The organism is Serratia sp. CY38905, from assembly GCF_052168875.1.
GTDB lineage: Bacteria > Pseudomonadota > Gammaproteobacteria > Enterobacterales > Enterobacteriaceae > Serratia > Serratia sarumanii.
The window spans coordinates 81138-97699 of record NZ_JBJNLV010000004.1; the positions used below are offsets into that span (position 1 = coordinate 81138).

The 16562-nt window shown below is 62.3% G+C and carries 15 protein-coding genes; 8 read left to right on the top strand and 7 right to left on the bottom strand.

The genetic code is table 11. The annotated features are described in order from the left end of the window. Positions 1 to 8: 8 nt before the first annotated feature. Positions 9 to 1358, bottom strand: a complete 1350-nt coding sequence (gene rlmD, locus ACJ8MK_RS11725) for a 23S rRNA (uracil(1939)-C(5))-methyltransferase RlmD (RefSeq protein ID WP_103687279.1) — start codon at positions 1356 to 1358, stop codon at positions 9 to 11. A 66-nt stretch (positions 1359 to 1424) separates the two neighbouring features. Between rlmD and barA the strand changes: the two genes are divergently transcribed. Next, on the top strand, positions 1425 to 4151 hold the full coding sequence (gene barA / locus ACJ8MK_RS11730; protein ID WP_041033294.1) for a two-component sensor histidine kinase BarA: 2727 nt from the start codon (positions 1425 to 1427) through the stop codon (positions 4149 to 4151). A 65-nt stretch (positions 4152 to 4216) separates the two neighbouring features. Here barA and degP read toward each other — a convergent pair whose 3' ends face one another. Beyond that, a complete protein-coding gene (gene degP, locus ACJ8MK_RS11735; RefSeq protein WP_033649228.1) occupies positions 4217 to 5656 on the bottom strand; it encodes a serine endoprotease DegP in 1440 nt (479 codons plus the stop codon). Positions 5657 to 5836: 180 nt separating this feature from the next. Beyond that, a complete protein-coding gene (dgt, locus tag ACJ8MK_RS11740; RefSeq protein ID WP_442517763.1) occupies positions 5837 to 7354 on the bottom strand; it encodes a dGTPase in 1518 nt (505 codons plus the stop codon). Between the two features lie 129 nt (positions 7355 to 7483). Here dgt and mtnN point away from each other — a divergent pair, with 129 nt between their 5' ends. The 4 genes from mtnN (at position 7484) to ACJ8MK_RS11760 (ending at position 10053) form a co-directional block, all read left to right on the top strand. Continuing rightward, on the top strand, positions 7484 to 8185 hold the full coding sequence (gene mtnN, locus ACJ8MK_RS11745) for a 5'-methylthioadenosine/S-adenosylhomocysteine nucleosidase (protein ID WP_033637132.1): 702 nt from the start codon (positions 7484 to 7486) through the stop codon (positions 8183 to 8185). A 22-nt stretch (positions 8186 to 8207) separates the two neighbouring features. Continuing rightward, positions 8208 to 8993: a vitamin B12 ABC transporter substrate-binding protein BtuF gene (btuF, locus tag ACJ8MK_RS11750; RefSeq protein WP_074026412.1), complete on the top strand. Its 786-nt coding sequence runs from the start codon at positions 8208 to 8210 to the stop codon at positions 8991 to 8993. Next, on the top strand, positions 8993 to 9607 hold the full coding sequence (locus ACJ8MK_RS11755; RefSeq protein WP_049213097.1) for a TRIC cation channel family protein: 615 nt from the start codon (positions 8993 to 8995) through the stop codon (positions 9605 to 9607). The genes btuF and ACJ8MK_RS11755 overlap by 1 nt, the downstream gene beginning before the upstream one ends. 200 nt (positions 9608 to 9807) lie before the next feature. Further along, entirely contained in the window at positions 9808 to 10053 is a 246-nt protein-coding gene (locus tag ACJ8MK_RS11760) for a hypothetical protein (protein WP_152692914.1), read from the top strand. Between the two features lie 56 nt (positions 10054 to 10109). On the opposite strand, the gene erpA is transcribed toward ACJ8MK_RS11760, so the two are convergent. Both erpA and clcA read right to left on the bottom strand, forming a co-directional pair. Continuing rightward, positions 10110 to 10454 carry an iron-sulfur cluster insertion protein ErpA gene (gene erpA, locus ACJ8MK_RS11765; RefSeq protein ID WP_033649222.1) on the bottom strand — a complete coding sequence of 115 codons (345 nt, stop codon included), beginning with the start codon at positions 10452 to 10454 and terminating at the stop codon, positions 10110 to 10112. Positions 10455 to 10543: 89 nt separating this feature from the next. After that, positions 10544 to 11983, bottom strand: coding sequence for a H(+)/Cl(-) exchange transporter ClcA (clcA, locus tag ACJ8MK_RS11770; RefSeq protein WP_033637129.1), 1440 nt, complete (start codon positions 11981 to 11983; stop codon positions 10544 to 10546). Between the two features lie 174 nt (positions 11984 to 12157). Here clcA and hemL point away from each other — a divergent pair, with 174 nt between their 5' ends. After that, entirely contained in the window at positions 12158 to 13447 is a 1290-nt protein-coding gene (gene hemL / locus ACJ8MK_RS11775) for a glutamate-1-semialdehyde 2,1-aminomutase (RefSeq protein WP_103772790.1), read from the top strand. Positions 13448 to 13507: 60 nt separating this feature from the next. Here hemL and ampE read toward each other — a convergent pair whose 3' ends face one another. Together ampE and ampD are read right to left on the bottom strand one after the other, a co-directional pair. Then, positions 13508 to 14362 (bottom strand): beta-lactamase regulator AmpE, encoded by an 855-nt coding sequence (ampE, locus tag ACJ8MK_RS11780; RefSeq protein ID WP_025301586.1) that lies wholly within the window; start codon positions 14360 to 14362, stop codon positions 13508 to 13510. Beyond that, positions 14362 to 14958 (bottom strand): 1,6-anhydro-N-acetylmuramyl-L-alanine amidase AmpD, encoded by a 597-nt coding sequence (gene ampD, locus ACJ8MK_RS11785; RefSeq protein ID WP_039568845.1) that lies wholly within the window; start codon positions 14956 to 14958, stop codon positions 14362 to 14364. Before ampD ends, ampE begins: the two co-directional genes overlap by 1 nt. An 84-nt stretch (positions 14959 to 15042) precedes the next feature. On the opposite strand from ampD, the gene nadC reads away from it, so the two are divergent. Beyond that, positions 15043 to 15933 carry a carboxylating nicotinate-nucleotide diphosphorylase gene (gene nadC / locus ACJ8MK_RS11790; RefSeq protein ID WP_442517764.1) on the top strand — a complete coding sequence of 297 codons (891 nt, stop codon included), beginning with the start codon at positions 15043 to 15045 and terminating at the stop codon, positions 15931 to 15933. 190 nt (positions 15934 to 16123) lie between these two features. Further along, positions 16124 to 16561: a prepilin peptidase-dependent pilin gene (gene ppdD, locus ACJ8MK_RS11795; RefSeq protein WP_041033285.1), complete on the top strand. Its 438-nt coding sequence runs from the start codon at positions 16124 to 16126 to the stop codon at positions 16559 to 16561. The last annotated feature ends 1 nt before the right edge of the window (position 16562 follow it).

A 16562-nucleotide genomic window follows, 5' to 3' on the forward strand; every position in this document is an offset into this window, starting at 1 on the left:
ACTTCTCCCTACTTTGCAGCGACCTCTGGCGCACGCTCGTTGATAAACAGCGCCATTGATTCAAGATGCCCCGTGTGCGGAAACATATCCAACATCCGCACGCGCGCAAGACGATAACCGGCGTTCAACAGCACGTTGCTGTCGCGAGCCAGCGTGGTGGGGTTACAGGAAACATACACCACCCGCGCCGGCGCCAGTTTTACAATGTGTGACATCACCCCGGCCGCACCGGCGCGGGCGGGATCCAGCATCACCTTATCAAACCCTTGTGCTGCCCAAGGTTGCCGCGCAACGTTGTCCTCCAGATTCTCATGGAAGAACGACGCATTATTCAGCTTATTCTTATGTGCATTATATTGCCCATTCGCTACCAGCGTGGCAACACCTTCGATGCCCACCACCGCGGCGGCGCGGCGCGCCAGCGGCAGGGTGAAATTACCCATGCCGCAGAACAGGTCCAGCACCCGATCATTGGGTTGAATGTCGAGCCATTCAAGGGCCTGCGCCACCATTTGTTGGTTTACGACGTCATTGACCTGAATAAAGTCGCGCGGACTGAAGTCTAAGCGTAGCCCGTCAACCTGATAATACGGCGTTTCACCGCACAGTTTTTCCACCCGATCGCTGTCCGGCGCCAGATAAACGGCGACCTTTTCCCGCTCGCCAAACGCCAACAGCGCCTGCCGATCCGCCTCTTTCAGCGCGTCGAGATGACGCAGCACCAGCAGCGGGCCGTTATCCGCCAGCACCAGCTCCACATGCCCCAGCCGCCGCACCGCCTGCAGCCCGCTCAGGCAGGCGCGCACCGGCGCCAGCAGCTGCTCCAGCTCCGGCCGCAGCACCGGGCAGTGCTCCACCACCACCAGCTCGCTGGAGGCCGCCTGGCGAAAGCCCATCATCAGGCGCTGCTGCTTCGGCTGCCACGCCAGGCTCAGGCGGGCGCGGCGGCGATAGCCGTATTCCGGGCCGGCGATCACCGGTTCCTGTTGCGGGGTTACTCCGGTTTCGCGGGCGATCATGCGCACCAGCGCCGCCGCCTTGCTCTGCTGTTGCAGCGCCTCATCCGCATGTTGCTGCTGGCAGCCGCCGCACACGCCGAAATGCGGGCAGCGCGGTTCTACCCGCTGCGGGCTGCGGCTCAGCAGGCGTTTGAGCTTGCCTTTGGCGAACTGGCGCTTGTCTTCGGTCAGTTGGATTTCCGCCTGCTCGCCCGGCAAGACGCCCGGCACGAACACCGCTTTGCCGTCGTGGCGCGCCACGCCCTGGCCGAAAGGATCGAGATCGCTCACCGTCACGGTGAAGATTTGTGAGCTCTGCCGGGTCGTCACGCGGCGTTTGGGAGAGTAGAATTGCGCCATATTTGTCGATTGTGTGCTGGTTCATTAAGCTAGTGTCAGCTGTCAATTCTCCCACATTGGAATCCCATGACCAAATACAGCCTGCGTGCGCGCATGATGATCCTGATTCTGGCACCGACCTTGCTGATTGGTTTGCTGCTCAGCACCTTCTTCGTGGTGCACCGCTATAACGAGCTGCAGGAACAACTGGTCGACGCCGGCGCCAGCATCATCGAGCCGCTGGCGGTGGCCAGCGAGTACGGCATGACGTTCCGCAGCCGCGAATCGGTCAGGCAGTTGGTCAGTCTGTTGCACCGCCGCCATTCGGACATCGTGCGTTCGATCACCGTGTTCGATGCGCAGAACAATCTGTTTGTCACCTCCAATTATCACCACAACTTCGCTCAGCTGCAGCTGCCGAAAGGCGTGCCGTTACCCACTGAGCTGATGCTCACCCGACGCGGCGATTCGCTGATCCTGCGCACGCCGATCCTGTCGGAAAGCCAGTATCCGGATGAAACCGCCGACGGCGGCAGCCACCCCGACAACAACCTGGGCTATGTGGCGATCGAGCTGGATCTGCAGTCGGTGCGGCTGCAGCAATATAAAGAGGTGTTCGTCTCCACCCTGCTGCTGTTGCTGTGCATGTGCATCGCCATCCTGTTCGCTTACCGGCTGATGCGCGACGTGACCGGCCCGATCCGCAACATGGTGAATACCGTCGACCGTATCCGCCGCGGCCAGCTCGACAGCCGCGTGGAGGGCTACATGCTCGGCGAGCTGCACATGCTGAAGAACGGCATCAACTCGATGGCGATGTCGCTCACCGCCTATCACGAAGAGATGCAGCAGAACATCGATCAGGCCACCTCCGACCTGCGTGAAACCCTGGAGCAGATGGAGATCCAGAACGTCGAGCTGGATCTGGCGAAAAAACGCGCGCAGGAGGCGGCGCGCATCAAGTCCGAATTCCTGGCCAACATGTCGCACGAGCTGCGCACCCCGCTCAACGGCGTAATCGGCTTCACCCGCCAGATGCTGAAAACCGATTTGAGCGCGACCCAGACCGACTATTTGCAGACCATCGAACGCTCGGCCAACAACCTGCTGACCATCATCAACGACGTGCTGGACTTCTCCAAGCTGGAGGCCGGCAAGCTGGTGCTGGAGCATATTCCGTTCGCCCTGCGTGAAACGCTGGACGAAGTGGTGGTGCTGCTGGCGCCCAGCGCCCACGATAAGGGGCTGGAACTGACGCTGGATGTGCACAACGACGTGCCGGAGCAGGTGATCGGCGACTCGCTGCGCCTGCAGCAAATCATCACCAACCTGCTGGGCAACGCCATCAAGTTCACCGAAACCGGCAATATCGATATTCGCGTCGAGCTGCGCAAACGGCTGGATCGCCGGGTGGAAGTGGAAGTGCAGATCCACGACACCGGCATCGGCATCTCCGAACGCCAGCAGTCGCAGCTGTTCCAGGCGTTTCGTCAGGCAGACGCCAGCATCTCCCGCCGCCACGGCGGCACCGGGCTGGGGCTGGTGATCACGCAAAAACTGGTGAAAGAGATGGGGGGCGATATCTGCTTCCACAGCCAGTTAAACCGCGGCTCGACCTTCTGGTTCCACATCACGCTGGATCTGAACGAGGGCATGCTGTCGCTGGCGCCGAGCCTGCCGGATCTGAACGGCAAAACGCTGGCCTATATCGAGTCCAACCCGACGGCGGCGCAGGCGACGCTCAACATGCTCAGCGTCACGCAACTGGTGATCACCCACTCGCCGACGCTGGCCCAGCTGCCGCCAGGCCACTATGACTTCCTGCTGGCCGGCGTGCCCATCCCGTTCCGCGCCAATATGGCGCAGCACGAGGACAAATTGCTGGCCTCGCTGAAGCTGGCCGATCGGGTGATTCTGGCGCTGCCGTGCCAGGCGCAGATCGACGCCGAGCTGCTCAAGCAACAAGGCGCGCTCGGCTGCCTGATCAAGCCGATCACCAGCACCCGGTTGTTCCCGCTGCTCAGGATGGAGACACCGACACGCCTCACCGCGCCGCCTGAGCGTAAACGCCTGCCGCTGACGGTGATGGCGGTTGACGACAACCCGGCCAACCTGAAGCTGATCGGCACGCTGCTGGGGGAACAGGTAGAAAAAACCCTGCTGTGCGAGAGCGGCGAGGAAGCGCTGGCGCTGGCGCGCGACAACGTGCTGGATCTGATCCTGATGGACATTCAGATGCCGAAGATGGACGGCATTCACGCCAGCGAGCTGATCCGCCAACTGCCGCATCACAACTCCACGCCGATCGTCGCCGTTACCGCCCATGCCGCCAGCGGCGAGCGCGAGCACCTGCTGCAGGCCGGGATGGACGACTATCTGGCCAAGCCGATCGACGAGAAAATGCTGACCCGCGTGCTGTCGCGCTACCACAGCGGCGACGTGGAAAACGCCGTCGCCGACGACGCGCCGCTGTCGCTCGACTGGCCGCTGGCGCTGCGTCAGGCGGCCAATAAACCGGATCTGGCGCGCGATCTGCTGCAAATGCTGCTCGATTTCCTGCCGCAGGTGCGCGAGCGGGTGCAAGCGCTGCTCGACGGCCAGCATGACGACGAGATCCTCGATCTGGTCCATAAGCTGCACGGCAGTTGCAGCTACAGCGGCGTGCCGCGCCTCAAGCAGCTGTGTTTCTACCTCGAGCGGCAGCTGCGCCAGGGCGTCACCAACGACGAGCTGGAGCCGGAGTGGCTGGAGCTGTTGGATGAGATTGAACTGGTGATCCACGCGGCGCGCGCGCATCTGACGCAACCGGCCTGAATCCTCAGGCCATAACGCAAAAAGGCACGCCGCAGCGTGCCTTTCTTTTTAACGCCAGACGCCTATCACTGCGCCAGCAGGTACAGCTGGCTCTCGCCGCGCTGGATATTCAACGCCAGCACCGACGGCTTGCTGTCGAGGATTTTACGCAGCTCGCCCAGGTTCTGGATCGGCTGCTGGTTCACGCCCAGGATCACATCGCCCTTTTTCAGGCCGATACGCGCCGCGGCGCTGCCGGCTTTCACGCTGTCGACCTTGACGCCCTTCACATTGCCGACCTGGGTGTTGCTCAGCTCGGCGCCTTCGATGCCGGTGTAGATATTGCCCGAGGCCACCTGAGTCTGCGCGCTTTGCTCCAGCGTGACGTCAATCGTCACCGGTTTGCCGTCGCGAATAATGCCCAGCGACATCTTGCTGCCGACCGGCAGCGTGCCGATCTCCGCCCGGAACGAGGCGAAGCTGGAGATGGCCTTGCCGTTCATGGTGACGATCACGTCGCCGGCCTTGATGCCCGCCTTCGCGGCGGAAGACTTCGGCATCACCTGGCTGACGAAGGCCCCGCGCTGCGCGTCGACCTTCATCGCCTTGGCCAGCTCAGAGTTCAGCTCGGTGCCCATGATGCCCAGCTCGCCGCGTTTCACCTGGCCATATTCGACCATTTGTGCCGTCAGGTTTTTCACCATGTTGCTCGGAATGGCGAAGCCGATACCGATGTTGCCGCCGTCCGGCGCCAGGATCGCGGTGTTGATGCCGATCAGCTCGCCGTTCAGGTTAACCAGCGCGCCGCCGGAGTTACCGCGGTTGATCGCCGCATCGGTCTGGATGAAGTTTTCATAGTTTTCAATGTTCAGGCCGCTGCGCCCCAGGGCGGATACGATGCCCGAAGTGGCGGTTTCACCCAGCCCGTACGGGTTGCCGATCGCCACGGTGTAATCGCCGACGCGCAGCTGATCGGAATCCGCCATCTTGATCGCCGTCAGATTCTTGAAGTCTTTCAGCTGGATCAACGCGATATCGGAACGCGGATCCTTGCCGATCACCTTGGCGTCGAAACGGCGGCCGTCACTCAGCTGCACCTGGATCTTGTTGGCGTTGTCCACCACGTGGTTATTGGTCACCACATAGCCCTTGGCGGCATCGATGACCACCCCGGCGCCCAGCGCCTGGAATTTCTGCTGCGTGCCCTGCGGCTGGCCATCCGGCCCTGGCTGTTCGCCGCCCTGACACATCGGCGAGCCCTGGAATGGCGAACCGTCCTGACAGAACGGCGAATCTTCGCCGAAGAACTGTTGGAACTGCTGCGGCATGCGCGGCGTATTGACCGTGGTGCTGCCCTCAACGTTAATGCTCACCACGGAAGGCATCACCTTTTCCAGCATCGGCGCCAGGCTCGGCAGCTGTTGGGTGTTGGAAGAGGCGGTTTCAGCGGCGCTGGCCGTGACCGGGCCCATCGCCATACCGATACTGAATGCCAGTGCGCTCAGAACTAATGCGGTTTTTTTCATCTGTGTGTCTCTTATAAAGTCGTTCAAAAAGAATGGCCGTCTTGCGTGCTTATTCAGAGTTAATTAATAGCCCGAAGTTCCGGCACAGATGATTGGCAATAGTAAACAAATATTGTCCGTCTTTACAAAAGTCGAGACAGCCAACCGGTTGGAATTGCTGACAATTATTCTTCAGTTGAATTATTCCGCCGCCATTAATCGGCGATATTCATCATAGGCGTAAAGGTCGGTCATTCCGCTGATATAGTCCTGCAATAAACGGGCGCGGAAATAATATTCCCGAATGGCTTGCTGCTCCAGCGATAAATGCTGCAGCCCCTCTACCGCCTCCGCATACGCCAGCCGATGCTTGGTGGACAGCTTGTGGAACAGGCGCGTTTCGATCGGGTAAGCGCGGTGACTGTCCTCGCGCACCAGCTGGCTGAAGTCCGCCAGCGACATCGCCAGCAGCGGGCTGTAAATGTCCAGCAGGCCGCTGATCACCCGGTAGCCTTGCAGCTCGAGCTGCTCGACCTCCGGGTGGTTGAACACGTGCTTGAACGCCACATTTTTAAATATTTTCAGCAGCCGGTACGCCGGGCTGGAATCCTCCAGCAGCGCCTGATTGAAACTGCCCTGATAGACCGCGTCCAGATTGTCGATAAAGCGTTGCGCCGCATGCGGCACCAGCCGCGCCACGGTAAACACCCGCAGATACATGAAGAACTGATCTTCCGCGCTGCGCCGCGCGCCGCCGCGATCGATCTTGCGAAACGCGCTGGCGACGGTCTTGTCGAACAGATCGCCCGGCGCCACTTCGCCCCACTCCTGAATCAGGTGCTGATACAGCTGCTCGACGGTGAAAATGCTCTTCTCCACCGCGTCTTCCAGATCGGCCACGCAGTACGAGATATCGTCGGCGGCCTCCATGATGTAGGTCAGCGGGAAACGATCGAACTCGCCCATGTGCAGCTCGCGCCGCAGCCGATCGACGAAGGCCTCTTCCGCCAGATAGTAGCCGGGCTTTTTCATCAGATAGCTGTGGCTGGCGGGGATGTCGCTCGCCCAGTAGGCCGGGCGGGTGTATTTCAAAATGCAGCCGACCTGCGCGTAGGTCAGGTTGAGCTTCAGCAGGCTGTACACCATGCGGATCGCCTGGGCGTTGCCCTCGAAGTGGCTGAGATCCTGACGGATCCGGCTGCGCAGCCGGTTCAGATCGCTCTCCCCTTCATGCAGGCGCAGCGTCGCCACCTGGCAGCGATCGTGGCTGCCCGGCTCGCTGCCGCAGCTGGCGGGATCGAGCCGTTGGGCGAACCAGTCGTTGATCGCCGACTCACCGAAGTGACCGAACGGCGGATTGCCGATGTCGTGCATCAGACAGGCCATTTCCACGATGCTTTCAAACGGATCGAGCAGCCGGGTCAGGCCGAGCTCATCAATTCTCCCCGCCTGTTTGAAACGGTTGAGGATCTCTTTAGCGATGTGGCGCCCGACCTGCTGCACCTCCATCGAGTGCGTCAGGCGGCTGCGCACCGCCGCGTTGCGCTCCAGCGGAAACACCTGGGTTTTTTGCTGCAGACGGCGAATGGCGGCCGAGTTGACGATGCGCCCGCGATCGCTCTCGAACTGCCGCACGATGTCGTACTCTTCCTCGGCCTCGATCGGTTTGCTGAAAGGCCGTTGGAAGCTGATTTTTTGCTTGAAGTCGATCCCGGACATCTGTTTCTCCGCCGTTGCGCCCTGCCCCCGTGATAACAATTCCCGGCGGCGGATGCAACGCATTATCTCTCTCACACAGCCATGATAGACTATGCCGCAATTCTCACGGCCAATCAGCGAGTGTTATTTATGAAAGTAGGCATCATCGGCGCAATGGAGCAGGAAGTCACCCTGCTGCGCGATCAAATCGAAAACCGTCAAACCATTCAGCGCGCGGGCTGCGAAATCTACACCGGCCAGATCGGCGGCGTTGAGGTGGCCCTGCTGAAATCCGGCATCGGCAAAGTTTCTGCGGCCATGGGCACCACCCTGCTGCTGGAACACTGCAGCCCGGATCTGGTGATCAACACCGGTTCCGCCGGCGGCCTGGCCAGCACCCTGCGCGTGGGCGATATCGTGGTGTCGGAAGAAGTGCGCTACCACGACGCCGACGTCACCGCCTTCGGCTACGAGCCGGGCCAGATGGCCGGCTGCCCGGCGGCGTTCGTCGCCGACGACGCGCTGATCGCGCTGGCGGAAGGCTGCATCAAACAGCTGGATCTGCACGCGGTGCGCGGCCTGATCTGCAGCGGTGACGCCTTCATCAACGGCGCCGAGCCGCTGGCGCGCATTCGCGCCACCTTCCCGCGCGTCGCCGCCGTGGAAATGGAAGCCGCGGCGATCGCCCACGTCTGCCATCTGTTCGGCACGCCGTTCGTGGTGGTGCGCGCCATTTCCGACGTCGCCGACAGCGAGTCGCACATGAGCTTTGACGAGTTCCTGGTGGTAGCGGCCAAACAGTCCACGCTGATGGTCAACGCCATGCTGCAAACCCTGGCCAAGCGTGGTTAATGTGAGGCTGCGCTTTACCTCGATGCTCTGTTTGTTGGCGCTCTGGCTGGCCATGCCGGCCGGCGCCGCTCAGCGGGTGATCAGCCTGGCGCCCAACGCCACCGAACTCGCCTATGCCGCCGGCATGGGCGATGTGCTGGTGGCGGCGAGCGCCTATTCCGATTATCCGCCGCAGGCCGCCAGGCTGGAGCAGGTGGCCACCTGGCAGGGCATCAATCTGGAGCGGGTGCTGGCGCTCAAGCCGGACCTGATCCTCGCCTGGCGCGGCGGCAATCCGCAGCGCGTGCTGGATCAGCTCGCCGCGTTCGGCATCCCGATCTTCTATGCGGACGCCGACAATCTCGAAGGGATCGCCGGCTTGCTGGACCAGCTGGCGCAATACAGCCCGCACCCGGAGCAGGCGCATCAGGCGGCGGAAGGCCTTCGCCGCCAGTTCGCCGCTCTCAGACAACAGTACGCCGCTAACTCGCCACGGCGCGTGCTGCTGCAGTTCGGTACCCAGCCGCTGTTCACCAGCTCCGGCGCAACATTGCAAAGCCAGGTGCTGGCGCTGTGCGGCGGGCAGAACGTCTTCGCCGACAGCCGCACCCCTTGGCCGCAAATCAGCCGCGAACAGGTGCTGGCGCGTCAGCCGCAGGCCATCGTCATCACCGGCGGCGCGAAAGAAGCCGCCAATGTGAAAGCCTTCTGGGCGCCGCAGCTGCAGGTGCCGGTGATCGCGCTGAACGAAGACTGGTTCAACCGCGGCGGGCCACGCATCCTGTTGGCGGCACAGCAGCTGTGCCGCCAGCTGGCGGAGATCCGCTGATGCTGGTGTTCTGGTTGGATATTCTCGGTACGGCGGTGTTCGCCATCTCCGGCGTACTGCTGGCCGGCAAGTTGCGCATGGATCCGTTCGGCGTGCTGGTATTGGGCGTGGTCACCGCGGTCGGCGGCGGCACCATCCGCGACATGGCGCTGGCCAACGGCCCGGTGTTCTGGGTCAAGGATCCCACCGATCTGGTGGTGGCGATGATCACTTGCGTCTTGACGCTGCTGCTGGTGCGCCAGCCGCGCCGTCTGCCGCAGTGGGTGCTGCCGGTGCTGGACGCCGTCGGGCTGGCGGTGTTCGTCGGCATCGGCGTCAACAAGTCCTTCGCGGCCGGCACCGGCCCGCTGGTGGCAATCTGCATGGGAGTGATCACCGGCGTCGGCGGCGGCATTATCCGCGACGTGCTGGCGCGCGAGATCCCGATGATCCTGCGCACCGAAATTTACGCCACCGCCTGCATCATCGGCGGCATCGTGCACGCCACGGCGTTTTACACCTTCCACATGCCGCTGCAACAGGCCATGATGCTGGGTATGATCATCACCCTGGCCATTCGGCTGGCGGCCATCCGCTGGCACCTCAAATTGCCCGCCTTTATTCTCGAACGCTGAGCCGTCGCCCTGTGGGGCGGCGCTTGGCAACGCCGCATTTGGTGATTTATTAGACTAAAAACGGGCTTGGTGGTATTATTTTCAACCAATAAATAGCGTAGTGACGATGTAAAATTCTGTTATCCGCAGGTTAATCCCTTCCCCGCGCTGTTAAACCTTTTTAACTTTTTGCCGATAAGTCATCACAAGATTGCTTACGGATGGCTATTCCCGCAATGATGAAAAAAATCCTGCTTGCCTGCTGTAGCGCCCTGCTGAGTGGCGCCGCGCATGCCGATGCCGTCAGCGGCCGGATCGGCGTTACTCTGACCATTGAACCGCAATGCGCCGTGCGCCTCGAGGCCGCCGCCCCACGGGCCGAATGCAGCCATGCGGCGGCGCAGCCGAACATTACCCGCCAACCGGCGCAGGAGAACAGGGCGGAAGTGATCCTCGTGGAATGGTAGGCATAAAAAAACCCGCCGGCCGTAAGGCGAGCGGGTTGATATTCTGACAGGCAAACTCAGATGCTGAACGACGAACCGCAACCGCAGGTGGTTTTGGCATTCGGGTTGGTCACCACGAAGCGCGACCCTTCCAGCCCTTCGGTGTAGTCCACCGAGCCGCCGACCAGATACTGCAGGCTCATCGGATCGACCACCAGCGCCACGCCCTGCTTCTCGATGGTCATGTCGCCATCGTTGACCTTGTCGTCAAAAGTGAAGCCGTACTGGAATCCGCTGCAGCCGCCGCCGGTAATGTAAACCCGCAGCTTAAGGTTCGGATTTTCTTCGTCAGCAATCAGGAATTTAACCTTGCTTGCTGCTGCCTCGGTAAATTGCAGGGGCAGTGCCGTTTGATCACTCATACTCTTTACTCCCAACATTGTTCAGCATCAGATCGCTACTATGGCTGCCTGATTAATATTAACGATTATCCGATACCTGAGTGTTGCGTTCAAGTATTCACCGCATTTGTTGTATTTTCCTTACCTGTTTTCTCCGCCGCTTCCCGCGCCAGCTGCGCCTCCTGCCTTTGCAGCGTGCGGGCCAGGATCGACGAATACAGCGGCTTGCCGCCGAGCAGCTGCGCCACCACCGTGGCGCCGAGGCAGGTGATGATCATCGGTAAAATGAGTTGGTAGTTGTCGGTCATTTCCAGCACCAGCACGATGCCGGTCAGCGGGGCGCGCACCGTGGCGGCGAACAGCGCCCCCATGCCGGCGATGGCGAAGGTGCCCGCCTCGATGCCGTACTGCGGGAACAGGTGCGCCCCGGCCAGCCCGAAGGCGGTGCCAAACAGCGTGCCCAGCGCCAGCATAGGCGCGAAGATGCCGCCCGGCGCGCCGGAGCCGAAGCACAGCAGCGTAGTGAAGATGCGGGTGATAAAGATAAACATCAACATGCCGACGCTGTAATTGCCCGCCGCGGCGATCGGGATCAGCCCAAAGCCGCCGCCCGCCGCCTCCGGCTGGATCAGCCCCAGAATGCCGCACACGCCGCCGAGCAGCCCGCCCATCAGCAAGACATTGCGCATTCTGCCGCCGTGCAGGCGCGCGAACATGTCTTGAGTGCGGAAGATCAGCGCGTTGAACCCCACGCCCACCGCGCCGAATATCGCCCCCAGCACCAGATAGAGCCACAGGGTATTAATGGGCGCCGAAGAAAGTTTGTCGACCGCGATCACCGAGCCCTGGCCGTTAAACAGCTGGAACACCACGCTCGACATGATCACGCCGATAAACACCGCTTTAATCGAGATCAGGTTGTAGCGGAACTGCGGCCGCATCTCTTCGATGATGAACAGGATGCCGGCCAGCGGAGCGTTGAACGCAGCGGACAACCCGGCGGCGGCCCCGGTCGCCAGCAGCGTATGACGCGCCTCGGCGCCGCGAATGCGCAGCACGTCCAATACCATGCGCCCGACGTTGCCGCCCATTTGCACCGTGGGCCCTTCGCGCCCCAGCACCATGCCCGCCCCCAGCGTGCCCATGCCGCCGATGAATTTCACCGGGATAACGCGCCACCAGCGCACCGGCCGCAGCTCCTCCAGCGCGCCTTCGATCTCCGGAATGCCCGAGCCGCCCGCCTCAGGGGCAAAGCGCCGCACCAGGTAATAGCCCAGCGCCGCCAGCGCGGCAGACAGGATAAACGCCAGTGGCCACACCAGGATCCAGGAGTCGGCGACCTGCGCCAGCGAAGCCAGCCGCTGCTGCTGCACCCACTCCACCGCCTTATCGAAGGCCACGCCGAGCAAACCGGCCAGCGTCCCCACCAGCGCGGCCATCACCAGGATCGCCACCGGCGTTTTATCGCGGCGAATAAACTGACGCACCGCATCGCTGCGGCTAAGACGCGGGCTCAACGTCCCGACTGGCTGTGATTGTGATTCCGTCATCGCGAGTAATTCGTTAGGTAATTTGTAATACAAATAGGCAAGGCGGTTATTCTACCCCAACCCGGCGGCGGGCGCTGCCGTTAATGGTATCTGACTCTGATCGTTTCATAACGCGGCGCTCTCCTCTAGAATAGCGCGGTCAAATCATTCAAAAGAGAATCCAGGAGCCGATTTATGAGCCTACACAGCAAGTCCGAAAGTCTGTACGCCCAGGCGCAACAGTTGATCCCCGGCGGGGTGAACTCTCCGGTGCGTGCATTCACCGGCGTGGGCGGTGTGCCGCTGTTTATCGAGCGGGCAGACGGGGCTTATCTGTTCGATGCCGACGGCAAGGCCTATATCGACTATGTCGGTTCCTGGGGGCCGATGGTGCTGGGACACAACCACCCGGCGATCCGCGACGCGGTGATCGAAGCGGCGCAGCGCGGCCTGAGCTTCGGCGCGCCGACCGAGATGGAAGTCAAAATGGCGCAGCTGGTCACTGAGCTGGTGCCGACGATGGATATGGTGCGCATGGTGAACTCGGGCACCGAAGCCACCATGAGCGCCATCCGCCTGGCGCGCGGCTACACCAACCGCGACAAAATCATCAAGTTCGAAGGCTGCTACCACGGCCACGCCGACTGCCTGCTGGTGAAAGCCGGTTCCGGCGCGCTGACCCTCGGCCAGCCGAACTCACCGGGCGTGCCGGCCGATTTCGCCAAGCACACCCTGACCTGCACCTATAACGACCTAGATTCGGTGCGGGCCGCCTTCGAGCAGTACCCGTCCGAGATCGCCTGTATCATCGTCGAGCCGGTTGCCGGCAACATGAACTGCGTGCCGCCGCTGCCGGAATTCCTGCCGGGCCTGCGCGCGCTGTGCGACAAGTACGGCACGCTCTTGATCATCGATGAAGTGATGACCGGCTTCCGCGTGGCGCTGGCCGGCGCACAGTCCTATTACGGCGTCGAGCCGGATCTGACCTGCCTCGGCAAAATCATCGGCGGCGGCATGCCGGTGGGCGCCTTCGGCGGCCGCCGCGACGTGATGGATGCGCTGGCGCCGACCGGCCCGGTCTACCAGGCGGGCACCCTGTCCGGCAACCCGATCGCCATGGCGGCGGGCTATGCCTGCCTGACCGAAGTGTCGCAGGTGGGCGTGCACCAGACGCTGACCGAACTGACCGAGATGCTGGCCGCTGGCCTGCTGCACGCGGCGCAGGAAGAGAATATCCCGCTGGTGGTCAACAACGTCGGCGGCATGTTCGGCCTGTTCTTCACCGACGCGCCGGCGGTCACCTGCTACCAGGACGTGATGCAGTGCGACGTGGAACGCTTCAAGCGCTTCTTCCATCTGATGCTGGAAGAAGGGGTGTATCTGGCGCCGTCCGCCTTCGAAGCGGGCTTCATGTCCGTGGCGCACAGCAAGGAAGACATTCAGCGCACCATCGACGCCGCGCGTCGCTGCTTTGCCAAGCTGTAATCACGGCCGAATGGCCAAAAAAACGGGCGCCTCGGCGCCCGTTTTGCTTTTCGCTGCCGCTTAAAGCAGCGTGCCGTAAATGGTCAACAGCGCCACCACCACCACGATGATCATCGTCACCTTGCGCGCCAGCGTCACCGCCGCCCGCGGCGTTTGCACCGGATCCATATGCGGATCGCGCGCCAGCGAGAACTGCGCCAGCCGCGTCAGCACCTGATACGACGATGAATGCCGATCCCCCAGCGAGGCGAACCAGGCCGGCAGCGCCCGCTCGCCGTGGCCGAACAGCGCATAGGCCACCCCGGCCAAGCGCACCGGGATCCAGTCCAGCCAGTTCAGCAGGTGATCGATGCCCGATTGCGAACGCTCCAGCGGCGTATTGTGGCGCGCCAGCCAGGTTTGATAGGCGCGCAGGAAGGCATACCCCGCCAGCGCGATCGGCCCGTAAGGCCCAAAGACCACGAACCAGAACAGCGGCGCCAGGTAATAACGGAAGTTGATCCACAGCAGCGCGTTTTGCAGCTCGCGCAGGCGCAGCTCTTCGCTGCAGTCCACCGGCAAACCGTGGATCAACGCCAGCTCTTCCGCCATCTGATCGCTGGCGTGGGTATCGCCCTGCCGCGCCGCTTTCAGATAGGCGCGGTAGTGTTTGCGCTTGATGCCGGCGCCGACGCACAGCAGATCGATGACGATCCACAGCAGCAGCGTCACCACGCCGAAGAACAACCCGTGCGACAGCCACAGAACGCCCCAGACGACCACCATCCAGGCGGCGGTCATCGCCAGCGTCTGCGCCAGCGAAACCCGATGCAGCCGCTGAAACACCACTTCGAGACGGTGATCCAGCTGCCAGTGTTCTCCCAGCTTAAACAGGCGCTCCCAGGCCAAAACCAGCAACAGCGTAAACAGCGTCATTAGCGATTCCTCTCCCTTTTTCTTGTCTCAAGCATAGCGTCGGCGGGCGCGCCGCGTTGTTCCAGAGATGCCAGATAGCGATCCCAATCGAACGCCGGCCCGGGATCGGTCTTGCGGCCGGGGGCGATATCGCAATGCCCGGCGATATTGGCCACCAGCGGCGGATAATGTTCGGCCAGCAGCGCGGTGACCGCCTGCAGCGCGCGGTATTGCGCCTCGGTGTAGGGTAACTGATCGGTGCCTTCCAGCTCGATGCCGATGGAGAAATCGTTGCACCGGTCGCGCCCCTGATACAGGGAAACACCCGCGTGCCAGGCGCGCTGGTCGAAGGGCACGTACTGCACGATCTCCCCGTCGCGGCGGATCAGGCAGTGCGCCGACACCCGCAGCTGATGGATCTCGGCGAAATAGGGGTGCTGCGCGGGATCGAGCGTGCCGGTAAACAGCTGGTCGATATAGGGGCCGCCGAACTCGCCGGGCGGCAGGCTGATGTTGTGGATGACCAGCAGCGACGGCGGCTCGTCATCCGGGCGCCGATCGCAGTGCGGCGAGACCACTCGCGTCACCCCGATAATCCAGCCATTTTCCAACTGCATCAGACACCTCTCTGCGGTGGTACTTATTCCTGCAACAGAGTAGCATGTTCCCCTACGATCTAACCGTCCATTTCGGAGTTTTCCATGCCGACACGCCGCTACAGTGCCGACAGTCGCCGCACCGAGCTTCTTGAACGAATTGAAAGTGATATTCCCTATGCCGTCGCCCAGGCGCTGCGCGAAGACCTGGGGGGTGAAGTCGACTCCGGGCGCGATATTACCGCGCAATTGTTACCGGCGGACAAGCAGGCCGAAGCCACCGTCATCACCCGCGAAGCCGGCGTATTCTGCGGCCGCCGCTGGCTGAATGAGGTCTTTATTCAATTGGGCAACCAGGTGCAGGTGGAGTGGCTGGTGGCGGACGGCGACCGTCTGACGCCGAACCAACCGCTCTGCCGGCTGCGCGGCCCCGCACGAGTGATGCTGACCGGCGAGCGCACCGCGCTGAACTTCGTGCAGACGCTCTCCGGCGTGGCGACCGAGGTCAGCCGCTATGTGGCTCTGCTGGAAGGCACCCGGACTCGCCTGCTTGATACCCGCAAAACCCTGCCCGGCCTGCGCACCGCGCTGAAATACGCCGTGCTGTGCGGGGGCGGCAGCAACCACCGGCTGGGGCTGTCCGACGCCTTCCTGATCAAGGAAAACCACATCATCGCCTCCGGCTCTATCAAGAACGCGGTGGAAAAAGCCTTCTGGCTGCACGCCGACGTGCCGGTGGAAGTGGAAGTCGAATCGCTCGATGAACTGCAGCAGGCGCTGGACGCCGGCGCCGACATCATCATGCTGGACAACTTCAGCGTCGAGATGATGCGCCAGGCGGTCGCACAAACCCAGGGCCGCGCCCAGCTGGAAGTATCCGGCAACGTCACCAGTGAGACGCTGCGCACCTTCGCCGAGACCGGCGTGGATTACATTTCGGTCGGCGCGCTGACCAAGCATGTGACCGCGCTCGATCTGTCGATGCGCTTCAAATGATCCCCTCGCCCCCCGGCCGCTGCCGGGGGCGTTACCGTAAAATTGCGAAGCCCCTCGCACCCTTTTATTCACCGCTGCAAACAACGTCATTACTGATGGAAGCGCGCCGAGAAACGCGCAAAAGCCCCTCGCCGTGCCCCCGCGCAAACCGCTACCGTTGCCTTCCACACCCTTATGGAGGAGACAACGCATGGAAACGCAACGCGGCTTTACCCTGATAGAACTGATGGTGGTGATCGCCATCATCGCCATCCTCAGCGCCATCGGCATTCCCGCCTACCAGCGCTACATCCAGAAAGCGGCGATGACCGACATGCTGCAAACCATGTCGCCGTACAAACTGGCGGTCGAGCTGTGCGTGCTGGACGAAGGCGCCCCCACCGGCTGTGAAGCCGGCAGCAAAGGCATTCCCACCGGCGGCACGTCGCGTTACGTCAGCGGGGTGAAAGTCGTCAAAGGCGTGATCACACTGACCGGCACCCAAACGCTGCAGGGGCTGGCGGTGGCATTAACCCCCAAAGTGAACGCCGATGGGCTGACCCGCTGGAGCCGGCTGTGCAGCAGCGAAAACGCAACGCTGGTTGAAGTGTGCCAGGAAGTCTTCCGCTTCGACAACGCGGCGGAGTAAC

What these genes read in the sequence shown, in the direction of transcription:
- rlmD (WP_103687279.1), bottom strand. Translation starts at nt 1,358, where the DNA reads ATGGCGCAATTCTACTCTCCCAAACGCCGCGTGACGACCCGGCAGAGC.
- barA (WP_041033294.1), top strand. Translation starts at nt 1,425, where the DNA reads ATGACCAAATACAGCCTGCGTGCGCGCATGATGATCCTGATTCTGGCA.
- degP (WP_033649228.1), bottom strand. Translation starts at nt 5,656, where the DNA reads ATGAAAAAAACCGCATTAGTTCTGAGCGCACTGGCATTCAGTATCGGT.
- dgt (WP_442517763.1), bottom strand. Translation starts at nt 7,354, where the DNA reads ATGTCCGGGATCGACTTCAAGCAAAAAATCAGCTTCCAACGGCCTTTC.
- mtnN (WP_033637132.1), top strand. Translation starts at nt 7,484, where the DNA reads ATGAAAGTAGGCATCATCGGCGCAATGGAGCAGGAAGTCACCCTGCTG.
- btuF (WP_074026412.1), top strand. Translation starts at nt 8,208, where the DNA reads ATGCTCTGTTTGTTGGCGCTCTGGCTGGCCATGCCGGCCGGCGCCGCT.
- ACJ8MK_RS11755 (WP_049213097.1), top strand. Translation starts at nt 8,993, where the DNA reads ATGCTGGTGTTCTGGTTGGATATTCTCGGTACGGCGGTGTTCGCCATC.
- ACJ8MK_RS11760 (WP_152692914.1), top strand. Translation starts at nt 9,808, where the DNA reads ATGGCTATTCCCGCAATGATGAAAAAAATCCTGCTTGCCTGCTGTAGC.
- erpA (WP_033649222.1), bottom strand. Translation starts at nt 10,454, where the DNA reads ATGAGTGATCAAACGGCACTGCCCCTGCAATTTACCGAGGCAGCAGCA.
- clcA (WP_033637129.1), bottom strand. Translation starts at nt 11,983, where the DNA reads ATGACGGAATCACAATCACAGCCAGTCGGGACGTTGAGCCCGCGTCTT.
- hemL (WP_103772790.1), top strand. Translation starts at nt 12,158, where the DNA reads ATGAGCCTACACAGCAAGTCCGAAAGTCTGTACGCCCAGGCGCAACAG.
- ampE (WP_025301586.1), bottom strand. Translation starts at nt 14,362, where the DNA reads ATGACGCTGTTTACGCTGTTGCTGGTTTTGGCCTGGGAGCGCCTGTTT.
- ampD (WP_039568845.1), bottom strand. Translation starts at nt 14,958, where the DNA reads ATGCAGTTGGAAAATGGCTGGATTATCGGGGTGACGCGAGTGGTCTCG.
- nadC (WP_442517764.1), top strand. Translation starts at nt 15,043, where the DNA reads ATGCCGACACGCCGCTACAGTGCCGACAGTCGCCGCACCGAGCTTCTT.
- ppdD (WP_041033285.1), top strand. Translation starts at nt 16,124, where the DNA reads ATGGAAACGCAACGCGGCTTTACCCTGATAGAACTGATGGTGGTGATC.